The organism is Methylorubrum sp. Q1 (assembly GCF_004683995.1).
GTDB lineage: Bacteria > Pseudomonadota > Alphaproteobacteria > Rhizobiales > Beijerinckiaceae > Methylobacterium.
Genome location: NZ_SRHQ01000003.1, coordinates 1 through 18,844 on the forward strand (window position 1 = coordinate 1; position 18,844 = coordinate 18,844).

Sequence of the window (18,844 nt, forward strand, 5' to 3'; positions counted from 1 at the left end):
CCGGACCAGCCTCATGCCCGAAGTAAGGAACGGCGCGCAAACCTTTGCGCGCGATGAGTTTTGTCGTGATTGATACAGCACCGGCGCCACCTACTCGACGTCGAGCGGCGCGGTGCCGGCGGCCCGGCCGTCCGGTCCGATGGCGATCTTCTGGATGCGGGCCTCGGCCCGCTTCAGCAGGGTCTCGCAGTGACGCTTGAGCGCCTCGCCGCGCTCGTAGATCGCCACCGATTCGTCGAGGGGCACGTCGCCGCGCTCCAGCCGGCGCACGATCTCCTCGAGCTGCTCCAGCGCCCGCTCGAACGGCAGATCGCCCGGCGCCGCCGCGGCAGATGCGTCGGGTGTAAGATCGTTCATCCCGGATTCCCTTTGGGGCGGGTTATGACGGGCGACGTGCGGTCGCACAAGCCCGGGTCGATTGCGTGCGACCGATCTCCCCCGGCGCGGCGCGCCCGTCACGCCAAGGTGAGATGGAACGGCGTGCCCTCGAAGGCTTCGGCGCCGCGCCCGATTCCAGCGACGGCGGCGCTCATCCGCCCCTCGCGTCCGAGCAGGCGGTCGGCGATCGCGACGAACAGGCGATTCGGCGTGGCGCTCGGCGCGATCCGCCGCACGTCTTGCGCGAGTTCCGCCTCGTCCCAATCCGGTCGCAGGGCGCAGGCCGCGGCAAAGGCCGCCGCGGTGGAGCGGCTGATCCCGGCGTAACAATGGATCACCATCGGCTTTTCGCGCGGCCAGGCGGCCACGAAGTCGAGGACGGCGCGCACATGCGCCTCGCCCGGCGGCAGGTGCCCCTCCATCGGCGCGACGATGTCGCTGAAGCCGACGCGCAGGTGGTGCTCGGCACGGATCGCGGCCGGGCGCTCCACCGCACTGCCGAGCGTGGCCAGCGTGACGAGATGGCTCGCGCCGGAGGCCGCGACGGTTTCCGGCAAGCGCGAGAGGGGGCAGACGTGGATGACGGGCATTCTCTTCTAGAGCCGTATCCGACCTGATTGCATCAGGTCGGCGTCTCTATCCTCTTGTTTTGACGCGCATCCTTTTTCCGAAAGCCGGCAGCCACCTTTCGGGACGATGCTATAGGTCTCACGCTCCGCGCTGAAGCGCGGCGAAGCGGGCGAGATAGCACGCCTCCGCCTCCGCCGTCGGCCATCCGGCGACCAGCCGCTCGATTTCGGCGTCGATGGGCTCGGGCAGAACCGGCGGGCGCCCGAAGATCCCGTCGGCCTCCGCGTTCGAAAAACCGGCGAGCCGGGTGGCCTCGATCGCCGCGGCGATGCGGTCGGCGCGCTTGACGAGACGGGCGAGCGCCGGGGAGGGCGCGGCGAGCCCGAAGCGCTGGCGGATCGCCGCGAGCAGGCGCCGCTCGACGCTGCGATAGGCGTCGCCGATGGCGTTCTTGAGCGGCGAGATGATGTCGCCGATCACGTATTCCGGCGCGTCGTGGAGCAGCAATTCGAGCCGCTCCGGGGCGCCGATCCGCGGATCGAGGGCGCCGCCGATCGCCTCCACCAGCAACGAGTGCTGCGCCACGGAGAAGACGTGCGGGCCCGCCGTCTGCCCGTTCCAGCGGGCGACGCGGGCCAGCCCGTGGGCGATGTCGGTGATCTCGACATCCAGCGGCGAGGGGTCGAGCAGGTCGAGCCGCCGGCCCGACAGCATCCGCTGCCACGCCCGCGCCGGCTTCTTGGACGGGTTCGCGGCCGCGCTCACGGGCGGCGGCCCTCGCCGAGGGCGGCGCAGGGCGCGTGACGGTGACAGCCGGTGAGATGGTCGTTGACCATGCCGACCGCCTGCATGAAGGCGTGGACGATGGTGGGGCCGCAGAAGGTGAAGCCCTTCGCTTTCAGGGCCTTGCCCATCGTTCGTGACACATCGGTTTCGGTGGCGATCGCGGCGCGGGTAGCCGCGTTGGTCTGGATCGGCCGGCCGTCGCAAAAGTCCCAGAGGAAGGGCGAGAAGCCCGGCCCCGCCTCCTCGATGGCGAGCCACGCCCGCGCGCCGCTGATCGCGCCGCGGATCTTGGCGCGGTTGCGGATGATGCCGGTGTCACCCATCAGCCGCTCGACATCGTCGTCCGTGAAGCGGGCGACCCGCTCCGGCTCGAAGCCCTCGAAGGCCCGGCGGAAGCCGTCGCGGCGGCGCAGGATGGTGATCCACGACAGGCCCGCCTGGAACCCGTCGAGGATCAGCTTTTCGTAGAGCGCGCGGGAATCGGTTTCCGGCACGCCCCACTCGGTGTCGTGATAGGCGACGTAAAGCGGATCGGTCCCCGGCCACCAGCAGCGCGGACAGCCGTCGGGATGGGAGGTGATCAGCCCGCTGGAATCCGCGCTCATCCGGCCACGGCCGTGTCGGTGGGGAAGGCGAAGCCGGCGAAATCGGGCTTGGCCACGGCCGCGATCGTGCCGCCCGCCCGCACCGGCTCACCGATGGCGAGCGCGTCGCCGAGGCGGTCGAGGCGGATCGTGGCGAGCCCCCGGTCACCGGCCGCGCTGCCGGTGACGCCGAGGCTGCGCGCGCCCGCAATCACCTCCGTGCCGGGCTCCGGTGCCGGGCCGTCGCGGTAGACGATGGGCAGGATGCGGGTGCGGGCGGTGCCGCGGTGCTGCATCCGCGAGACCACCTCCTGCCCGACATAGCAGCCCTTCTTGAAGTCCACGCCGCCGAGCTGGTCCATCAGCGCCTCGTGCGGGAAGGCGTCGCTGAAGGCGAAGTCGCGCCCGCCTTCCGGCACGCCGAGGCCGATGCGGTGGGCATGGTAATCCGCCTCCGTCGCATCCGCCGAGAAGGCGCCCTCGGCGAAATACAGCCGCTCGCCGAGCGCGGGTAGGCGCCCGTCGCGCACCCGCGCCGTCTCGGCCGCGGTCTCGGCCCCATCCCAGGCGGCGGCCACGCCGAGCGTCGGGTCGGCGGCCACGCTCACCTTGGCGCGCAGGCGGTAGAGCCCCAGCCGCTTGACGAGGTCGGCCACGCGCTCGGCCGCGGTATCGAGGCGAAAGCCATCCCCGGTGCGGGACACCAGAAAATCGAACTGGATCTTGCCCTGGGGCGTCAGCAGCGCGCCGAGCCGCGCCTCGCCCTCCGGCAGCGTCTCGACGTTGCAGGTGAGGATGCCTTGCAGGAAGGGGAGCGCGTCCGGACCCGAGACGGCAACGACGGCGCGGTCCGGCAGCAGGGCGATCGGCATGGCATCTCCTCGGATCAGGACGGCGGCGTTGCACGCGTGGGACGCCTGACATAAGCCGCCGCTATCCTCGTCTCAATCGCAACGAACGAACCGGGAGAGTCCGATGGAAGCGCCTTTCGACCTCGTCCTGTCCGGCGGCACGCTGGTGAACCACGATGGCGAGCATCGTGCCGATCTCGGCATCCGCGGCGGACGAGTGGCGGCCATCGGCGACCTTTCGGGCGCGGCGGCGCAGGAGCGGCGCGATTGCCGCGGCCTGCACCTCCTGCCCGGCGTGATCGACAGCCAGGTGCATTTCCGCGAGCCCGGCCTCGACCACAAGGAAGACCTGGAAACGGGCTCGCGCGCGGCGGTGATGGGCGGCGTCACGGCGGTGTTCGAGATGCCCAACACCAGCCCGCAGACCACGAGCGCCGCAGCGCTGGCCGACAAGGTGGCCCGCGCCCACCACCGGATGCATTGCGACTTCGCCTTCTGGGTCGGCGGCACCCACGAGAATGCCGGCGAGGTCGCCGCGTTGGAGCGGCTGCCGGGTGCGGCGGGAATCAAGGTGTTCATCGGCTCCTCCACCGGCTCGCTGCTGGTCGAGGACGATGCCGGCGTGCGCGAGATCCTGAAGCGGATCCGCCGCCGCGCCGCCTTCCATTCCGAGGACGAGCCGATGCTGCGCGAGCGCAAGGGCCTTCGCGTGCCGGGCGATGCCGCCTCGCACCCGGTCTGGCGCTCGCCGGAGGTGGCGGTGAAGGCCACGCAGCGGCTGATCGCGCTCGCGCGGGAGACCGGGGCCCGCATCCACATCCTGCACATCTCGACCGCGGACGAGATGCCGATTCTGGCCGAGGCGAAGGATGTCGCGAGCGTCGAGGTGACGCCGCACCACCTGACGCTCGACGGAACGGAAGCCTATGCTCGGCTCGGGACGCTGGTGCAGATGAACCCGCCGGTGCGCGACGCCGGGCACCGCGACGGGATCTGGCGCGGGCTGTCCCAGGGCGTGGTCGACGTCCTCGGCTCCGACCACGCGCCGCACACGCTGGAGGAGAAAGCCAAGCCCTATCCGGACTCGCCCTCCGGCATGACCGGCGTGCAGACGCTGGTGCCGATGATGCTCGACCACGTGAATGCCGGCCGGCTCTCCCTCGCCCGGCTCGTGGATCTGACCAGCGCCGGCCCGAAGCGCCTGTTCGGCATCGCCCGCAAGGGGCGGCTCGCCGTGGGCTACGATGCCGACGTGACCGTGGTGGACCTCAAGCGCCGCGAGACGATCCGCAACGCGTGGGTCGCCTCGAAATGCGGCTGGACGCCCTATGACGGACGGACCGTCACCGGCTGGCCGGTGGGCACGGTGGTGCGGGGCACGCCGGTGATGTGGCAGGGCGAGTTGGCCAACCCCGCGCGGGGCGAGGCGGTGGTGTTCGAGGAAGCGCTGCCGACGGGGTAGCGCCGCGCCGCGACATCCATCGGGCGGATGGCTTTTCGCGGCCCTCGCGCTCTTGGGCCTTCACCACGGACGGTTGCCCCGCCCCCCCCGCGCAGACGGCAAGAAACTCGCCACGATCGTCGCCTTCGTCTCGATGCCCGACAGAAACGTGAAGATCGCAGCCCTGGAGTTCAAATTCTCCGGCTGGAACTGGTCCAAGGACCAAGAGGTCAAGGCCACGCTCCGGACAGGAGACTTCCACGTGTATTCAGATCTGAACTGGATCGTCCTCGATCCCAGATCCCTCCTGCTCCGATCCAACGATCCGGAGGATATCCTGAAGCTCGTCAAAACGACGTCGAAACTCAGCGTCGAGAGAGACGGCAAGGCCCCCGTGACGTTCGACATCATCGCGCCGGGCAAGGCTCTGGAGGCTCTCAAGCCCTGCCGGGATCAAGTGAAGTTGGCGACAAAAAACGTTACGAAGGCCGGTTTCAGGCCGTCGGGACGCGACAGATCAGAGGAGGTTGCCGGTAGGAGGCCCGCCTCGTCGTCACCGCGAGGCGAAGCCGAACCGATCCGTAGGGACTGGCCTTCAGACGGCACCGCTCCCGTTGCGGTTCAAGGAAGCCGGCTCACGCCTCCGCCCCCGTCCGCCGATCAGTGCTGCAGCGTCGTGGTGAACCCGCCGCCGCGGATCCGCTCCGGCAGAGTCTCGGCATAGCGGGCCGTCGCATCCTCGCCATAGGTGGCGACCAGTTCCTGGAACGCCGCGAACAGGGCCGCCTGGGCCATGCAGTCGCCGTCGATCCCGTCGAGGCAGCCCTCCGCGAAAGCTTCCGTCACGAGGCCGAGCGCGAGGCGCTTGCTCTCCGCGTCGGCATCGAAGGTTGCGGTGTCGGCATCGTGGATCATGGCGGGCGGCTTCGTTTCTCGGCCGGAACAGTGCCGGCAAGACATCGTCACGATACGGCAGCCTTCACGGGCCGGGAAGCAGGGAATTGCGAAGAGGTTAACGCGGAGGCGCAATTGCGAAGGAATTTCGCAAGGCCTCCGGAGTGTGGCGCAGCCGCCACAAACGCGATCGCACGGCCGAATCCGGAGCGGATTCTGATGAAACGGAAATTGGCCCGGCAGAAGAATGCCTGTCAAAACAGGGATCTAGAGCATCGCCCCGAAAAGCGGCTAGCGGCTTTCGGTCGATTGACGAGGCTCCGGAGACGCCGACCCGATGCGATCGAGCCGGATACGATCTTAACCGCCGAACCGCCCGGCGATGGCGTGCGAAAGCCGCTCACCCTCGGCGACGAAACGGCGGGCGGCCTCATTCGCGGCGGGGGTGCAGACCCGATAGGTCAGGCTGTAGCCGCGGAAACCGCGATTATAGGCGCCGGCGAGACGGTCGCGGCGGCTCTGCGTGATCCCCTCGCTGTCGAGGATCGCCTTCATCCGCGCCGGCCATTCGGCGGCGTCCGGCGCAGCGCATAGCGTGCGCAGGAAGGCGAGCGCCCCGACGATCTCGGAGAGCCGCATCAGGTCGCGGTCATAGGGCGCGGGCGGCGGCTCCGCCGGGGGAGGCGGCTCCTTCTCCTTCTCCGGCGGTTTCGGCGCGGATCGGGCCGTGCCGGAGCGCTGCTGCGCGAACGCCTCCGCCGCCGGTGTCAGTGCGAGCAGGCTGGCCAGGATCAGGCGGGCAAGTCCCGTTCTCATGCCGAACCTTTTGCCGAACCTTTTCCCAAGCCGTCCGCCGAACCATCTGCCGCCGCCCGGATGCGGGAGAACGCCTCGCGCAGGGTCTCGATCAGCCCCGGCGTGGTGGTCAGGCCCGCGACCTCGTCGAGGCTGGCCCAGCGCACGGCGAGCGCTTCCGGCCCCGGTGCCGGCTCGACGGCGCGCCACAAGGCGGCATGGGGATGGATCACGTAATGGTGGCGGATGCGGTCGGTCTCGTCGCGCAGGATGATCTCGGTCGGCGTCAGGCTCGGGCCGACCACTTCGGCGAGCGACCCGACCTCCTCCTGCAATTCGCGCAAGGCGCCGGCCGCGAGGGATTCGCCCGCTTCCACGAGGCCGCCGGGCAGGGTCCAGACGCCGCGCATCGGCTCATTGGCCCGGGCCGCGAGCAGAACGAGGCCGTCCCGGATCACCGCGACCGAAACGCCGATCAGCGGGCGTGCCGGAAACAGCCGCCCGTCCTCCTGTCCCGGGTCGCTCAAGGCGCGGAGACCGCGACGAGGCGCCCGTCGGCGAGGCCGACGAGGATCGTTTTGGCGGTTCCGCCCGCGTCGAGCACGGCGACGCCGTGGGCGGCCGGAGCGGGCAGGGGCAGACGTGCCCGCTCGACGGGGCTGCCGCCCTTCAGCGACACCACCGCGACGGCGCCGCGGCCCGCCACCGGCAGGGCGAGATCGGGTGGGGCACCACCGCCTCGGGCAACGGGGGCGGCGAGATCCGCCGCCTCGCCCGCCACCGGGCCGGCAAAGCCCGGCGCTTCGCCCGCGAGGCTCAAGGTCCCGTCGGCGATGCGCCAGAGCTGGAGCACGCCCTCGCCGTCGGGCGCGCGGATCGCAGCGATCTGCGGCTGGCCGGTCCCGGTGAAGTCGGCGATGGCAGCAAGCGCCAGCGGCGCGCCCTCCGGTCCCTTGCCGGCCTGCGGCGGCGTCTGCGCCCGCAGCGTCCAGACGCCGTCCGCTCCCTTCGCCGCGACGGCAAGGCCGGAGATGGCCGGACCCTGCGCGGTCACGGCGGCCACGGCCGGGCGGCCGTCGAGACGGGTGATCTGGGGCGTGCGGCCGGCAAAGACCCGGCCGTCCCCCGGGGCCAGGGTCTGGGTCGTCACCGGCACGGCCTTCGGCTCGGCGCTGACGCCGAGCGGCTGGCGCTCGCGCACGGTCAGCACGGTCCCCTGGCCCGGCGCGCCACCGAGCGCACGGGTCGGCCCGGTGAGATAGGCGCTGAGCGGCCCCTCATGGGCACGGTGCGAGCCCGGCACGGCCCCGCGCGGTGTCTCGGCCGCGGCAAACCCTTCGATCGCCTCGGCGCCGATCAGCGTGGTGCGCAACCGGTCGCCGTCGAGGCTGAGAACGGCGCCGCCGCCCTCGCCCCAGACCACGACGACGGATGGCGGAGCGGTGTTGCCCGTGGCCTTCGGGTCGGCGCTGGCGCCTGCGGGGACGCGGGCGACCGGCAGCAATCCGGAGGTCGCCACGGAGAGGGCCACGTCGCTGCCGGGGCCGCGCATCGCCTTGACGGCAAATGGCAGCGCGACCGGTTCGACCCGGCTCCCATCCTCCACCGCGAGGGCGGGGAGGGCGGTCAGCGACAGCAGGGCGGCGAGAACCGCCCGGCGGTCAGACATGCTGGCCGCCGTTGATGTGGAGTTCGGCGCCGTTCACGTAGGACGACGCCTCGATGCAGAGGAAGTAGATCGCCTTGGCGACCTCGTCCGGGGTGCCGAGCCGGCGCTGCGGGATCTGCTCCACCAGCTTGTCGGTGCCGGGCGAGAGGATCGAGGTGTCGATCTCGCCCGGCGAGATCGCGTTGACGCGCACGCCGAGCGGCCCGAAATCCGCGGCCATCTCGCGGGTGAGGCCGGCGAGCGCCGCCTTCGAGGTGCCGTAGGCGGCGCCCGCGAAGGGGTGGACCCGCGAGCCGGCGATCGAAGTGACGTTGACGATCGAGCCGCGCGCGCGGGTCAACTCGTCGCACAGGCCCCGCGCCAGCAGGATCGGTGCGAAGAAGTTGACCTGGAAGACGCGGGCCCAGTCCTCGTATTCCGTGGTGAGCGCGCCGAGTCGCTCGCCCTCCGGGCCCTTCGGCGAGATGCCGGCATTGTTGACGAGCGCGTGCAGCAGGCCGCCCGCGGCGGCGAGCCGCTCGGCGACCTCGCGCACCCCGCGCACCGTGTCCGCCGCGTTGGCGAGATCGACCTGAAGGTGATCCTCCGGACCCATCTCCCAGGGGCAGTTCTCGGGGAAGGGGTGGCGCGAACAGGTGATGACCCGCCAGCCCGCGGCGGAGAAGCGTTTGACGGTGGCGTGCCCGATGCCCCGGCTGGCGCCGGTGAGCAGCAGCACCCGTCGACGATCGTTGGATGAGGCCAAAGCCGGTTCCTCGCTGCCCGCCCCGCGCACCGCGGGTGAGCGGGCCAAGCTGGGTCTTCGCCAAGGGATAAGCCGCGCCCGGCCGGAAATCCAGGGCCGCGCTGCATTGCGAAAGGTGCCGGAGACGCGGCGGCCCCGCGCCTGCCGAAGCGGGGCCGGTGCCACACGGCCCGGCTCGTCTTCCGCGCTTGTTCTGCGCCGGCCTTCATGCAACCCCGGAGCGGTGTCGCGGATTCGAGGGATCGTGCCGGAGGATCAGACGCATGATCGGACGAGGGATGCGACAGGCGTGAGCGAGACGGACGCGAGGCTGACCGTCCTTGTCGTGGAAGACGATGCCGTGATCCGATGCGCCGCGGTCGAGATGATCGTGGAAGCCGGTTTCGCCGTGCGCGAGGCCACCAACGGCAACGAGGCGATCCGCCTGCTCGACCAGGAGCAGGAGGCGGGCGGGGCTGTGTGCGTCGTCGTGACCGACATCGACATGCCGCTGGGCATCGACGGCATCAAGCTCGCCGCCTGCATCGACCGGCGCTGGCCGCACATCGGCATCGTCATCACCTCCGGCAAGGTGCGGCCCTCGCCCGGCGACGTACCGACCGACGGCCTGTTCATCCGCAAGCCCTACACGGACGAGAGCCTGCTCGCGGCGATCCGCTCGGTGATGCCCTGATCGTCCGCGATCAGGGCGTCAAAATCAGGGATAGAGCCGCGCGCGGGTCCAGCCGTCGCCGTCGCGGGTGAAGCGCACCCGGTCGTGCAGGCGGTAGGCACCGTTCTGCCAGAACTCCAACTGCACCGGGGCGATGCGGAAGCCGAGCCAGTGCTCGGGGCGCGGCACCGGGCCGTTCTCGTATTTCTCCGACAGGGCGGCGACCTCGGCCATCAGGGTCGGGCGGTCGGTGAGCGGGCGCGATTGCTGGCTGGCGATGGCGCCGATGCGGCTGTCGCGGTGCCGGCTCGCGAAATAGGCGTCGGCTTCCTCGCGCGTCACGGGGGAGACGGGGCCGCGGCTGCGGATCTGCCGGCCGAGAGACTTCCAGTACAGCACCGTCGCCGCCTGCGGGTTGGCGAGAAGTTGCCCGCCTTTGGCCGACTCGGCGTTGGTGTAGAAGACGAGCCCGCGCGGATCGAACCCCTTCAACAGCACCACCCGAACGTCGGGCAGGCCGTCCGGATCGGCGGTGGCGAGCGCCATCGCGTTGGCATCCACGGGCTCGGAGGCCTCCGCCTCCGCCATCCACGCCGCGAACAGCGCCCAGGGGTCGCACGACAAGGTGAAGTCGTCCGGATGGACCGAAGGCGCGTCCGCAACACCCTCTCTTAACCGATCGATGGCCATTTTCTTCCCTGTGGCAGCCGGGTCGGGGGGGCACCGACGTTGGGCAGCAACGCCGTCGGACCCCCCGTCTGTCTCGAGTTCAGGTGTAATGCGTCTGCGTCCGTGTAAAGGCCTTGCCAGCGCGCTCTCCGCCGAAGGGAGAGCCGGTTCGACGCGTGGGCACGCGCCGCGACGCGGCCTCGCGGCCCGGATCGCGGGTCTGCTGACCCTCGGCCTCGCCGCCCTCTCCTGCGGCGGGTGCAGCGGGCCGATCCTGTCCTTCAAGACGGAGGAGGCGCCGGCCGCGCCCGAGCCGCTCGTCACCGGCAGCATCCCGAAGCGGCCCGCGAGCTTCGGGCGCGACCTCGACGGCGAGGATTGGCGCCGCGCCCATGCCGCGCTCTCCGTCGCCCTCGATCCGCAGGGCAACGGGCGCCCGGTGAAGTGGGACAACCCGGAGACCGCGATGCGCGGCACCATCAACCCGACCGGCCTTCCCTATGTCGCCGGCGACGAGATCTGCCGCGACTTCCTCGCGACGGTGGTGGGCGGCGCCAACAACCGCTTCGTGCGCGGCACCGGTTGCAAGCCGTCCGGCGGCGAGTGGGAGCTGAAGCGGCTGCGCGCCTCCAACCCCCAGGCCCGCTCCTGAGGCTTTCGCGGACGGCCGGACAAGAAAGTGATCGCGGATCGGTGAACGTGGCCTCGGGGGCTGTTGCAGAGCCGCAACGCCCTTCCCACGTTGAAGCCGTGCGGCAGAGGCCGTATCCCTATTCGGTTGCGACCCCTCAAAAGAATGCCGATGCGAAACCCCTACGACGTTCTGGGTGTCCCCAAGGGCGCGAGTGAGGCCGAAATCAAGAAGGCCTTCCGCAAGCTCGCCAAGGCATACCACCCCGACAGCAACAAAGACCCGAAGGCCGCCGAGCGCTTCTCGGAGGCGAACACCGCCTACGAAATCCTCGGCGACAAGGAGAAGCGCGCGCAGTTCGACCGCGGCGAAATCGACGCCGAGGGTAAGCCGCGCGCGACCGGCTTCGAGGGCTTTTCCGGGTTCGGCGGCGGACGCGGCGGCGGTGGCGGCGGCTTCGACTTCGAAGGCTTCACGCAGCGACGCGGCGGGGCCGGGCCGGGCGGCGTCGGAGAGGACTTCATCAGCCACATCTTCGGTGAGGCGTTCCGCGCGGGCGGCGCCGGGCCGAGCGGGCGCGGGGGGCCGATCCGCGGCGACGATGTCGCGGCCGAACTCAGCGTGACGCTCGAACAGGTCGCGAGCGAGGACAAGATGCGCATCGGCCTGCCCGGCGGGCGCGATGTCGACGTGATGATCCCCAAGGGCGTCGTCGATGGCCAGACCATCCGCCTGCGGGGCCTCGGCGGCGCGGGCGGTCCCCGCGGCGAGCCCGGCGACGTGCTGCTGACCATCCGCATCCAGCCCCACCCGGTGTTCAAGGTGGACGGCGCGGACCTGCGCGCCACCGTCGATCTTCCACTGGAGGACGCGGTGCTCGGTGGCGCCTTGCGCGTGCCGACCCTGACCGGCGCGGTCGAGATGAAGGTGCCGGCGATGACGAGTTCCGGCCGCACTTTCCGCCTGCGCGGGAAGGGCTTGCCGAAGAAGGATGGCAGCCGCGGCGACCTGTTCGCGACCACTGCCATCGTCTTGCCGGCCAGCGACGACCCGGCGCTGACCGAGTATGCCCGCCGCCGCCGCGAGGCGAAGGCCGGGACGGCGTAGAGGACGCCGTGCCGCGGGGCAGGCCTCGGCGTCTGCCGAGGCGGCGAGCGGAGCGTGCCGTGAGGATTCACGCACTCCGCGGCTGGGCAGATGGTCCCCGAGGCCCAAACGAGGACACCGGGATCGCCCCCGAGGCGATCCCGCGCGCCTTGAGGCTTCCCCCTCCGGCAACCCTCGGCTAAGGAAGCCCCCGGCGCAGGGCCGTCCCTCGAGAGGCGCCCGCGCGGCCGAAGCGAAGGTGACGCATGTCGGAACAGAAGCCGGGCGGGCTGCTCGCGGGCAAGCGCGGGCTGGTGTTGGGAGTGGCCAACAACCGCTCGATCGCCTGGGGTATCGCCCGCAGCGCCGCCGCACACGGAGCGGAATTGGCCTTCACCTACCAGGGCGAGGCGCTGAAGAAGCGCGTCGAGCCGCTGGCGCGCGAGTTGAACGCGCATGTGGTCGGCCATTGCGACGTCACCGATCCGGCCTCGATCGATTCCGCCTTCGCTGCGACCGCCGAGGTGTTCCCGGACGGCATCGATTTCGTCGTCCACTGCATCGCCTTCTCCGACAAGGACGAGCTGACGGGGCGCTATCTCGAAACCTCGGAGGCGAACTTCACCAAGTCGCTGCTGATCTCGTGCTACTCGTTCACGGCGGTGGCGCAGCGCGCGGAAAAGATCATGCGCAACGGCGGGTCGATGCTGACCCTGACCTATTACGGCGCCGAGAAGTGGATGCCCCACTACAACGTGATGGGTGTCGCCAAGGCCGCGCTGGAAGCCTCCGTGCGCTACCTCGCCGCCGATCTCGGGCCGAAGCAGATCCGCGTCAACGCGATCTCGGCCGGGCCGATCAAGACGCTGGCGGCCTCGGGGATCGGCGACTTCCGCTACATTCTCAAATGGAACGAGTACAACGCGCCGATGCGCCGGACCGTGACCATCGAGGAGGTCGGCGAGACGGCGGCCTACCTGTTCTCCGACATGTCCCGCGGCATGACCGGCGAGATCCTTCACGTCGATGCCGGCTACCACGTCGTCGGCATGAAGAACCCCGACGCGCCGGACATCACCCGCGAGCGGGAATAGGGTTTAGACTCTTGTTTTCGCATCGTCTTTTTCCGAAAGCCGGAGGCCACCTTTCGGGACGATGCTTTAGCCCTCTTCCCCGAGCCGTCGGCGCCAATCCTCCACGGCGCCGCTCGCGAGCCGGCGGGCAGCGAGCGCCCGCCAGGATTCGGTGAGGGGCGCGAGACCGGCAATCGCCCGCAAGGCCGCCGCGTCGAGGCGATCCACGTAGAAGTGGTGCAGGAGCCGCGACAGCGGCCAGTCCGGATGCGGGCGCGCGACGCGTTCGAGCCCGTCGCCGGCCGCCACGGCGCCTGTCTCGATCACCCGGTAGTACCAGCCGGTGCGCCCGCTCGCCTGCACCCGCCGGGCCATGTCCGGCACGCCAAAGCGCAGGTTCAGCTTGAAGCAGGGCTGGCGCGCCTGCGAGACCTGAAGCAGGGCATCGCCCACCCGCCATAGGTCGCCGACGCAGACATCGTGCTCGGTGAGGCCGTGGGTCGAAAAATTCTCACCGAAGGCACCGGGCCGCTCCAACAGATCGGGCAGGCCGGGCAGATCGCCGCGCCACGCGGCGGCATGGTCGAGGGCGTAGTGGTGCACGGCCTTTTCCGGGCCGCCATGAACACGCCGGTCGGCCTGCTCGTCGCCCGCAAGACCGAGCGGCCCCACCGCGACCGGCCCCTGTACGGGGGCCTTGGCGATGGCGCTCGCCGCGCCCTTCTCCCCCAGCGGCGCGACGCGCCCGGTCAGCACGGCCCGAAGCGCGACCCGCATCTCACTCGTCCTCCTCGCCCGCCTCGTCCTGCGAAAAATCGCCGGAGAGCCGCAAGCCCTCGATCCAGGTTGCCCCATCGCGCTTGAGTACGAGGCGCGGACGCACGCCGCCGGACTCGGCGACCGCCGCGGCGAGGCGCTCGGAATGCGTCACCAGCCAGACCTGCGTGCGTTTCGAGGCCTGCACGATCATCCGCGCCAGCGGCTCCGTCAGATCCGGGTGCAGGCTGGTTTCGGGCTCGTTGAGCGCGAGGAAGGGCGGCAGCCGGTAGGCGAGCAGCGCGCCCGCGAGCGCGAGGTAGCGCAGCGTGCCGTCGGAGAGTTCGGACGGCTCGAAGATCCGTTTGGGGTACTCGGCGAAGATCACGCCGAATCGCGCCTCCCGATCCGGCCGCGGCACCACGAGGCGGGCGCCGGGAAAGGCGTCGGCGAAGGCTGCGTCGAGGTCGACGGTGTCGCCGCGGATATGGGCCAACGTCGCGAAGACGGCGGCGAGGTCGGCGCCGTCGGAGGCCAAAGTCGGCGTCGTCACCGCGAGGCAGGGGCGGCGCAGGGGCGAGCCCGCATCGGTGCGCACGTCGTGGTAGAAGCGCCACGCGCCAAACGCCTGCCGGACGATCTGCAATTCGGGAAAGCGCACCGCATCTTGAAGCGCGGCGAGCGCCGTCTCGGTCGGCAGCAGGTCGGTGCCGAAGGAGCGCTTGCGGCCCTCCTCGTCGCGCACGAAGCCCGCCGGCCCGTCGCGGTCGAGCACCGTGACCGGCCGCGCGCCGGCCTGCACGGTGAGCCGCTCGCTCTTCACCTGCGGCTCCAGGGCGAAGGCCGCCCCGTAGACCGCGCCGCCCACCTGCGGCACGAGGCCAACCTCGACCGCGTAGGTGTAGGCGTGGCCGGTGGTCTCGTCGGCCAATTCGGCGGACAAACGCACCCGCGCCGGCTCGCCCTTGCGGCGGGACCCGGCCCAGAGCACGGATTCCATCCCCCCCTCGGCGGCGAGCGCCCGCGTCAGCGTACCGCCGGAAGCCGCCTGGAGCAGGCCGAGGGCACGGTAGAGGTTGGTCTTGCCGGTGCCGTTGCCGCCGACGAAGACCGAGAGCGGCCCGACCGGAAAGCGGATGTTCTTCAGCGACCGGTACCCGGCCGCCTCGATCTCGCGAACCGCCGGCATCGGTGACCTCCCGCGCGCTGAAGCGAAGCCAATCTAGACCGTTCGGAGAGCGATTCGGGGAGGGATACACGGCTTCCGGCCGTTGCTCCCCTCTACCCGCCTTTTTCAATTGGCAGGCAGAAGTTCGCCTTCGGGGCGAACCGTTTCCGATTGTCGGAGATGCCGTATGACGGAAGAAGAGCGCTTCGTCGGATCGCTTCCGCGCAAGGCGGACTTCCACGATCGTAACAAGCGTCGGTCCTACGAGCTGACGCGACGGATTGCGGCGCGCCTGATCGACGATCCCGGGCTCGTTGCCAACGGCCGATCCCATCTGGAGCGTCGGGCCCGATCCGGCGCAGGCGCAGGCCTACACCCTCTGGGCCGCCGTTCTGGACCAGGACATCACACAAATCGTAAGCCAGATGCTGGAGGACTCACCGAGCGGTGACCTGCTCCGGGATATGCAGCCCGTCTTCGCGGTCATTGCCCCGCAGGACCGGGCCGACAGGGTTGAATGGCCGGACTTCATATCCCGTCTGCGGCGAGCCCCTCACCTCGGTGATGCCGACCGATGGGGCGGCCGCGCCCGGCACTTCCAAGGCGGCGGATGCCCCGGCGTGACCGCGATCGTCCCTGACGTCGAGGGCGCGGCTTTGACCAAAGTCCGTCGCTTGGAGAGAGAAGGATCGGAGCTGGATCCCGTCCGGAGTCCGGGCTGGGTCGTTCTCCCTCGAACGGATGGCCTGCCGCATCGATCGGCTGCCCCGTGCCGCCCCCGACGCGGCGGAAATGGTGCGGCGGCTTGGCTGGCTTGCCGCGACGTGCGGGATGGCTTTGTCCCTCCCCGACCTCTTGGCGCACGACCTCGGCCCAGGGCCAAAGATCAATCCGGCACCTTGATACCGTCCAGCCCCTTGCGCGGCTCGGGAAAGCGCGGGTCCATCGCTGCCAGCGTGTCGGCGATGGTGCGGGCGACCATGACGTTGCGGGCCCATTTGCGGTTGGCCGGCACGACGTGCCAGGGGGCGTAGGGCGTCGAGCAGCGGGCGAGCGCGTCGTTGAAGGCGGTCTGGTAGGCGTCCCAGCTCTTGCGCTCCACGAGGTCGGCCGGGTCGAACTTCCAGTGCTTCTCCGGGTCGGCGAGGCGGGCCTCCAGGCGCTCCTTCTGCTCGTCCTTGGAGATGTGGAGGAAGAACTTGAGGATCACCGTGCCCGAGAGCGTCAGCAGCCGCTCGAAATCGTTGATGATCCCGTAGCGCTCGCGCCACGTCTCCTCCGGCACGAGGCCCTTCACCCGCACCACGAGCACGTCCTCGTAATGGCTGCGGTTGAACACGCCGATCAGGCCGCGGCCGGGCGTGCGCAGGTGGTAGCGCCAGAGGAAGTCCTGATCGAGTTCCTCGGTGCTCGGCACCTTGAACGACCAGACCCGGCAGCCCTGCGGGTTCACCCCCTCCAGCACGTTGCGGATGGTGCCGTCCTTGCCGCCGGTATCGATCGCCTGGAACACCACGAGCAGGGACCGGCGGTGCTCGGCGTAGAGCTTCTCCTGCAGCGCCCGGATGCGCACGCGCTGTGCGTCGAGTTCGGCCTTGGCCGCCGCCTTCTCGAGACCACCGGTCGCGTCGGGATCGATCGCGGCGAGGTTGACGCTCCGGCCGGGTTCGACCGTGACGATGCCGGGCGCGGCCGGCGGCAGGACCGGGTGGAGATGCGGCGACAGGCTCGGCGCGGTGCCCGTGCCCGCGATCGCCGCGCGGGCCCAGCCGGCAAAGGAAGGCGGATGGTCGGGCCACGCCGCCTGCGGTTGTGTCTCCGTCGTTTTGTCGCTCTCGACGCTTTTTTCACTCCCGGCGCTCTTGCCGTCCTTGCCGTTCTTGCGCGCCATGCCGAAGATTACCTGCTCACGAGCCGATTGCGAGGCCGCTACGCGGACCCACAAGGAAGGAATAAGCTTGGAGCCCCAACAGACGCGCCGCCTTCGCCGTTCCCGATCCGGCGCGTCGGGGCCTTCGAAGGCGGGGTCTTCGAGAGTGAGGTCTTCAAGGGGATGCGCCGGTCGCGCCGGAGCCGCCGCATGAGCGGCGTGCCGACGATCTGGTTCGTGCGCCATGGCCAGACCGACTGGAACGCGGAGGGGCGCCTTCAGGGCCACCGCGATACCGATCTCAACGCCACCGGGCTCGCCCACGCGGCGGAGGCGGCCGAGCGGCTGCGCCGCATCGCCGGAGCGGAACTGCCCACCGCCGACTACGTGGCGAGCCCGCTCACCCGCACCCGCCGGACGATGGAGATCCTGCGCGCCGGCATCGGCCTGCCCACGGGCGGCTACCGGGCCGATATGCGGCTGCGGGAGATCGGCTTCGGCGCCTGGGAGGGCCGGACCTGGACCGAGATCCGGCGGCGCGATCCCGCAGGCGCCGCCGCGCGCGACCGCGACCGCTGGGGCTACCAGCCGCGCGGGGAGGGAGCGGAGAGCTACGCGATGGTCGAGGCGCGGGTTGAGGAAGTGGTGGCGGAGCTACGCCGCCCGACCGTGATGGTCGCCCATGGCGGCGTCGCCCGGGCGCTGCTGGTCATCGCAGGCCATCTCGACATCTACGCTGCCCCACGGCTCGGCATCCGCCAGGGCAGCATTCTCGTCATCGAACCCGGCGGCTGGCGCTGGGCGTGAGGGCATTCTTTTGGGGGACGGCGCTCGAGAGGCCGTGCCGGCCCGCCGAGCGCGTTTCCTAAACGGGTCGTCCGAGCCCGGTCAGGCCCGCGCGGCGCGGCCGCGGGCGAGCAGCCGTACGGCGGTGACGGGGAGGAGGAGCGTCTTCACCGTGGCCGTGACGGCCAGGACGGCGAGGACCGGCAGGATCGCGAGACAGATTCCGCTCACGCGCATCGGACACTCCTTGGGGCTGCTGAATGGGCGGCTTGCGACCGCTTGGTTGATGACAATCCGCCACTCAATCGCGGCAAGACCAAGGTGAACGGAGCAAACTTATGCATTTCTGCGCTCCACCGGCCTGTCCGGCCGGACAGCATAGCCGGATCGGGCGCTCGTGCTTTGCTCTGCCTCAACGGTTTCGGAACGCGCGGACGGCGGTTCCGGGGGCGGCAGCCGCCGGGCGCGGGGATGGGCGTCCTCGAAGGCGCTCATCAGGCGGGCGGCATCGACCTTGGTGTAGATCTGCGTGGTCGAGAGCGAGGCGTGGCCGAGCAATTCCTGGATCGCCCGCAGCTCGCCCCGGCGGGCGAGCAGATGCGTCGCGAAGGAATGCCGCAGGGCGTGCGGGGTCGCGCTCTCGGGCAGGCCGAGCGCGCCGCGTAGCGCGGAGACCGCGTACTGGACCACCCGCGGCGAGAGCGGCCCGCCCTTCACACCGACGAAGAGCGGCCCCTCCGGGTCGAGGGCGTGCGGGCACAGCGACAGGTAGGCGGCCACCGCCTCGGCGACCGCCGGCAGCACCGGCACGGCGCGGACCTTGCCGCCCTTGCCCGTCACCCGCACTTCGTCGATGCCCGGCATCGGCGCGTCGCGGGCGGTGAGCCCCAGCGCCTCCGAAATGCGCAAGCCCGAGCCGTAGAGGAGGGCGATCACCGCCGCGTCGCGGGCGAGCACCCACGGGGCGCGGTCGTTGTCGGGGCGGGTCTCGGGCGCGGTCATCGCCAGCGCGGCGGAGATGGGAAGCGGGCGCGGCAGGCGGCGCTCGACCTTGGGGGAGCGCACCGCGCCGAGCGCCGCGACGCTGCCGTGCCCCTCCCGTTCGAGGAAGCGCGCGAAGGAGCGCAAACCCGCCAGCGTCCGCATCAGGGAGCGCCCGCCGATCCCCTCGGCCCGGCGCGCGGCCATGAAGGCGCGCAGGTCGCGGGGCTTCAGGGCGATCAGCCCGGCGATGGTGGGCGTGCCGGAGCGGGCGGCGCGATGGATCAGGAACTGACGCAGGTCGCGCTCATAGGCCTCGACCGTGTTGGCGGCCATGCGCCGCTCCCGCGCCAGCGCCTCGCGCCAGCCCCGCATCGCCGCGCGCAGGGCGGCGTCGCCCGGCGGCAGGAGGGCTTCGGGATCGACACTGGGGAGGGACGCGGTGCGCATCATTGCCGG

Annotated in this window: 23 protein-coding genes; 7 read left to right on the plus strand and 16 right to left on the minus strand. The window is 70.8% G+C overall.

Going from position 1 to position 18,844, the window contains the following annotated elements; all coding sequences use genetic code 11:
* Positions 1-90: 90 nt before the first annotated feature.
* The 5 genes from E4V01_RS03585 to E4V01_RS03605 form a co-directional block, all read right to left on the minus strand.
* Positions 91-357: an exodeoxyribonuclease VII small subunit gene (locus E4V01_RS03585; protein ID WP_060771525.1), complete on the minus strand. Its 267-nt coding sequence runs from the start codon at positions 355-357 to the stop codon at positions 91-93.
* A 98-nt stretch (positions 358-455) separates the two neighbouring features.
* Complete coding sequence (locus tag E4V01_RS03590; protein WP_135297410.1) at positions 456-968, minus strand: tyrosine phosphatase family protein; 513 nt, start codon at positions 966-968, stop codon at positions 456-458.
* A 118-nt stretch (positions 969-1,086) separates the two neighbouring features.
* Complete coding sequence (locus E4V01_RS03595) at positions 1,087-1,713, minus strand: HD domain-containing protein (protein WP_135297411.1); 627 nt, start codon at positions 1,711-1,713, stop codon at positions 1,087-1,089.
* Positions 1,710-2,339 carry a DNA-3-methyladenine glycosylase I gene (locus tag E4V01_RS03600; protein WP_135297412.1) on the minus strand — a complete coding sequence of 210 codons (630 nt, stop codon included), beginning with the start codon at positions 2,337-2,339 and terminating at the stop codon, positions 1,710-1,712. Before E4V01_RS03600 ends, E4V01_RS03595 begins: the two co-directional genes overlap by 4 nt.
* A complete protein-coding gene (locus tag E4V01_RS03605; protein WP_135297413.1) occupies positions 2,336-3,190 on the minus strand; it encodes a folate-binding protein YgfZ in 855 nt (284 codons plus the stop codon). The genes E4V01_RS03600 and E4V01_RS03605 overlap by 4 nt, the downstream gene beginning before the upstream one ends.
* 103 nt (positions 3,191-3,293) lie before the next feature.
* On the opposite strand from E4V01_RS03605, the gene E4V01_RS03610 reads away from it, so the two are divergent.
* Positions 3,294-4,631 carry a dihydroorotase gene (locus tag E4V01_RS03610; RefSeq protein WP_135297414.1) on the plus strand — a complete coding sequence of 446 codons (1,338 nt, stop codon included), beginning with the start codon at positions 3,294-3,296 and terminating at the stop codon, positions 4,629-4,631.
* 148 nt (positions 4,632-4,779) lie between these two features.
* Entirely contained in the window at positions 4,780-5,334 is a 555-nt protein-coding gene (locus tag E4V01_RS26070; RefSeq protein ID WP_245517409.1) for a hypothetical protein, read from the plus strand.
* Here E4V01_RS26070 and E4V01_RS03620 read toward each other — a convergent pair.
* The 5 genes from E4V01_RS03620 to E4V01_RS03640 all read right to left on the minus strand — a co-directional run bounded on the left by E4V01_RS03620 (position 5,271) and on the right by E4V01_RS03640 (position 8,683).
* Positions 5,271-5,525: a hypothetical protein gene (locus E4V01_RS03620; protein WP_003604705.1), complete on the minus strand. Its 255-nt coding sequence runs from the start codon at positions 5,523-5,525 to the stop codon at positions 5,271-5,273. The genes E4V01_RS26070 and E4V01_RS03620 overlap by 64 nt on opposite strands.
* Positions 5,526-5,864: 339 nt before the next feature.
* Positions 5,865-6,320 (minus strand): TIGR02301 family protein, encoded by a 456-nt coding sequence (locus E4V01_RS03625; RefSeq protein WP_060771518.1) that lies wholly within the window; start codon positions 6,318-6,320, stop codon positions 5,865-5,867.
* The gene (locus tag E4V01_RS03630) at positions 6,317-6,826 is read right to left on the minus strand and encodes an NUDIX hydrolase (protein ID WP_060771517.1); all 510 of its coding nucleotides are present in this window, start codon (positions 6,824-6,826) and stop codon (positions 6,317-6,319) included. The genes E4V01_RS03625 and E4V01_RS03630 overlap by 4 nt, the downstream gene beginning before the upstream one ends.
* Positions 6,823-7,968 (minus strand): hypothetical protein, encoded by a 1,146-nt coding sequence (locus E4V01_RS03635; protein WP_135297415.1) that lies wholly within the window; start codon positions 7,966-7,968, stop codon positions 6,823-6,825. Before E4V01_RS03635 ends, E4V01_RS03630 begins: the two co-directional genes overlap by 4 nt.
* Entirely contained in the window at positions 7,961-8,683 is a 723-nt protein-coding gene (locus E4V01_RS03640) for an SDR family NAD(P)-dependent oxidoreductase (RefSeq protein WP_135297617.1), read from the minus strand. The genes E4V01_RS03635 and E4V01_RS03640 overlap by 8 nt, the downstream gene beginning before the upstream one ends.
* Before the next feature lie 319 nt (positions 8,684-9,002).
* On the opposite strand from E4V01_RS03640, the gene E4V01_RS03645 reads away from it, so the two are divergent.
* Positions 9,003-9,386, plus strand: a complete 384-nt coding sequence (locus tag E4V01_RS03645; protein ID WP_135297416.1) for a response regulator — start codon at positions 9,003-9,005, stop codon at positions 9,384-9,386.
* A gap of 24 nt (positions 9,387-9,410) precedes the next feature.
* On the opposite strand, the gene pdxH is transcribed toward E4V01_RS03645, so the two are convergent.
* Positions 9,411-10,055 carry a pyridoxamine 5'-phosphate oxidase gene (gene pdxH / locus E4V01_RS03650; RefSeq protein WP_060771514.1) on the minus strand — a complete coding sequence of 215 codons (645 nt, stop codon included), beginning with the start codon at positions 10,053-10,055 and terminating at the stop codon, positions 9,411-9,413.
* Between the two features lie 88 nt (positions 10,056-10,143).
* Here pdxH and E4V01_RS03655 point away from each other — a divergent pair, with 88 nt between their 5' ends.
* The 3 genes from E4V01_RS03655 (at position 10,144) to fabI (ending at position 12,845) form a co-directional block, all read left to right on the plus strand.
* Positions 10,144-10,686 (plus strand): RT0821/Lpp0805 family surface protein, encoded by a 543-nt coding sequence (locus tag E4V01_RS03655; protein ID WP_135297417.1) that lies wholly within the window; start codon positions 10,144-10,146, stop codon positions 10,684-10,686.
* A 150-nt stretch (positions 10,687-10,836) separates the two neighbouring features.
* Positions 10,837-11,772, plus strand: a complete 936-nt coding sequence (locus E4V01_RS03660; RefSeq protein WP_135297418.1) for a DnaJ C-terminal domain-containing protein — start codon at positions 10,837-10,839, stop codon at positions 11,770-11,772.
* Positions 11,773-12,017: 245 nt separating this feature from the next.
* Positions 12,018-12,845, plus strand: a complete 828-nt coding sequence (gene fabI, locus E4V01_RS03665) for an enoyl-ACP reductase FabI (protein ID WP_003605474.1) — start codon at positions 12,018-12,020, stop codon at positions 12,843-12,845.
* 66 nt (positions 12,846-12,911) lie between these two features.
* Here fabI and E4V01_RS03670 read toward each other — a convergent pair whose 3' ends face one another.
* From E4V01_RS03670 to E4V01_RS03680, 3 genes are all read right to left on the minus strand, one after another.
* Complete coding sequence (locus E4V01_RS03670; protein ID WP_060771512.1) at positions 12,912-13,601, minus strand: MOSC domain-containing protein; 690 nt, start codon at positions 13,599-13,601, stop codon at positions 12,912-12,914.
* A 1-nt stretch (position 13,602) separates the two neighbouring features.
* Positions 13,603-14,769 (minus strand): AAA family ATPase, encoded by a 1,167-nt coding sequence (locus E4V01_RS03675; RefSeq protein ID WP_135297419.1) that lies wholly within the window; start codon positions 14,767-14,769, stop codon positions 13,603-13,605.
* Positions 14,770-15,634: 865 nt separating this feature from the next.
* The gene (locus E4V01_RS03680; RefSeq protein WP_135297420.1) at positions 15,635-16,639 is read right to left on the minus strand and encodes a polyphosphate kinase 2 family protein; all 1,005 of its coding nucleotides are present in this window, start codon (positions 16,637-16,639) and stop codon (positions 15,635-15,637) included.
* A 189-nt stretch (positions 16,640-16,828) separates the two neighbouring features.
* Here E4V01_RS03680 and E4V01_RS03685 point away from each other — a divergent pair, with 189 nt between their 5' ends.
* The gene (locus E4V01_RS03685) at positions 16,829-17,425 is read left to right on the plus strand and encodes a histidine phosphatase family protein (RefSeq protein ID WP_060772391.1); all 597 of its coding nucleotides are present in this window, start codon (positions 16,829-16,831) and stop codon (positions 17,423-17,425) included.
* 81 nt (positions 17,426-17,506) lie between these two features.
* Here the strand turns inward: E4V01_RS03685 and E4V01_RS26510 are convergent, their stop codons facing one another.
* The gene (locus tag E4V01_RS26510; protein WP_003606816.1) at positions 17,507-17,641 is read right to left on the minus strand and encodes a hypothetical protein; all 135 of its coding nucleotides are present in this window, start codon (positions 17,639-17,641) and stop codon (positions 17,507-17,509) included.
* Positions 17,642-17,740: 99 nt separating this feature from the next.
* A complete protein-coding gene (locus E4V01_RS03690; RefSeq protein ID WP_135297421.1) occupies positions 17,741-18,838 on the minus strand; it encodes a tyrosine recombinase XerC in 1,098 nt (365 codons plus the stop codon).
* Positions 18,839-18,844: the final 6 nt, after the last annotated feature.